The 2,478-nt window shown below is 48.1% G+C and carries 1 protein-coding gene; it reads left to right on the top strand.

The window, feature by feature from the left end; translation table 11 throughout:
• Positions 1–2,383, top strand: a 2,383-nt coding sequence (locus QUA54_RS22565) for a CHAT domain-containing tetratricopeptide repeat protein (protein ID WP_333416374.1), incomplete at its 5' end; no start/stop codon positions are given.
• Positions 2,384–2,478: the final 95 nt, after the last annotated feature.

Below are 2,478 nucleotides of genomic sequence, written 5' to 3'. Positions count from 1 at the left end.
AGCGCTAGAGTATTACAGCCAGTCGCTTCCCCTGAGTCGGGCAACCGGCGATCGCCGTGGGGAAGCTGCCACCCTCAACAACATCGGCTTAGTCTACTCAGATTTGGGAGAAAAACAGAAAGCGCTAGAGTATTACAGCCAGTCGCTTCCCCTGAGTCGGGCAACCGGCGATCGCCGTGGGGAAGCTGCCACCCTCACCAACATCGGCAGAGTCTACTCAGCATTGGGAGAAAAACAGAAAGCGCTAGAGTATTACAGCCAGTCGCTTCCCCTGAGTCGGGCAACCGGCGATCGCGGTGGGGAAGCTGCCACCCTCAACAACATCGGCAATGTCTACTCAGCATTGGGAGAAAAACAGAAAGCGCTAGAGTATTACAGCCACTCCCTTCCCCTGAGTCGGGCAACCGGCGATCGCAGTGGGGAAGCCGTCACCCTCACCAATATCGGTGATATTTACTCAGAATTGGGAGAAAAACAGAAAGCGCTAGAGTATTACAGCCAGTCGCTTCCCCTGAGACTGGCAGTAGGCGATCGCAGTGGGGAAGCTGTCACCCTCAACAACATCGGCAGTGTCTACTCAGATTTGGGAGAAAAACAGAAAGCGTTAGAGTATTACAGCCAGTCGCTTCCCCTGAGTCGGGCAATCGGCAATCGCAGTGGGGAAGCTGCCACCCTTTACGGTATGGCTTTTGTCAAACGCGATCGAAACAATCTTACCGAAGCCCTCAACGACATTGAATCCTGTCTCAAAATCATCGAAAACCTCCGCACCCAAATAGCCAGCCCTGAACTCCGCAGCTCATACTTTGCCACAGTACAAAACTACTACGAATTCTACATCAATTTGTTAATGCAACTGCATAAAACTAATCTTAAATCTGGTTATGATACAAAAGCCTTAGAAGCCAGCGAACGTTCGAGGGCCCGCAGCCTCCTCGAACTTCTCCAAGAAAGTAACGCCAACATTCGCGAAGGTATTTCCCCCGAGTTACTGCAACAAGAAAAGAGACTGCAACAGCAACTCGATGCCATTGAAAAGCAACGCATCGAAACAATCAGCACCCCCAATCCCAACGCAACTAAAATCGATGAAATCGACTCTCAGCGCCTCGCACTTTTGCAAGAATATCAGCAAATTCAAGCCCAGATTCGTACCGCCAGCCCCCGCTACGCTGCCCTCACCCAACCCCAACCTTTAACGCTGCCAGAAATTCAGAAACAGATTCTCGATGAAAACACGATTTTATTGCAGTATTCCCTCGGCAAAAACCGCAGTTATTTGTGGGTTGTGACATCAACAGGACTAACCAGCTATGAATTACCAAAACAGGTTGACATCGAAACAGCAGCTAAGAACTTCCTAGAGGCAATAACTAGCCCAATTTACAGAAATATTCCCCAAAAAGTTGCCCAAGCAAGTGCAAATCTGGGTCAAGTGATTTTACAGCCCGCAGCAGCCCAACTAGGCAACAAACGCTTATTAATTGTTCCCGACGGCGTGCTGCATTATATTCCTTTTCAAGCTTTAACTATTGCCCAAACTGCCGGACAAAATACCAATGTTCCCTTAATTATTGAACATGAAATTATCACTCTGCCTTCCGCTTCAAGTCTCGCTATTCTCAGGCAAAATTACGGAGACAGAAAACCACCAAGCCAAACTTTAGCAATTTTAGCCGATCCTGTTTTTAGTCCAGACGATGAAAGGATCAAAGGAAAACTTACCCCGGAAACTACCGAAAAGCTAGCATTAAATAATCTCGGTTTAAGTCGATCGCTTCGCGCTTCTAATCGGCAATGGCCGCCCGAACGCCTCGCATTTACCCGCCAAGAAGCCCAAACAATATCCAGCTTATTCCCCTCAGCTTCTAGCCGTCAGATATTTGATTTTGATGCCAGTCGCACTACTGCTACCGATGGAAATTTAGCCAATTATCAAATCGTTCACTTCGCCACCCACGGCCTTGCCAACAGCCAAAATCCTGAACTGTCAGGAATTCTGATGTCGATGGTAGATGACAAGGGCAATCTTGTCAATGGTTTTTTGCGCCTCACCGATATTTTCAACTTGAAACTGGCGGCAAATTTAGTGGTTTTAAGTGCTTGCCAATCGGGCATGGGACAGAATGTTAAAGGCGAAGGAATGGTGGGATTGACAAGGGGTTTTATGTATGCAGGGGCGCAGCGGGTGGCGGTGAGTTTGTGGAGTGTGGATGATGAAGGAACTGCTGTGTTAATGCAAAAGTTTTATCAGAAAATGGTGCAACAAAAGTTAGCGCCGGCGGCAGCTTTGAGGGCGGCACAGATTGAAATGATGCAGCAGTCAAAATGGAAGTCTCCCTATTATTGGGCTGCTTTTACCCTTCAGGGCGAATGGAAATGATATACAGCACTTTTGCTGGTAAGTAAATACATAGCCCTTGTAGGGACACGGCATTGCCCAAGGCGTGTCAACTTAACGTTAAACGGGTAGTCCGA

Origin of the sequence: Microcoleus sp. MOSTC5, assembly GCF_036701825.1 — a bacterium.
Classification (GTDB): Bacteria; Cyanobacteriota; Cyanobacteriia; order Cyanobacteriales; family Microcoleaceae; genus Microcoleus; species Microcoleus asticus.
This window is presented reverse-complemented; position numbering and strand designations above follow the sequence as displayed.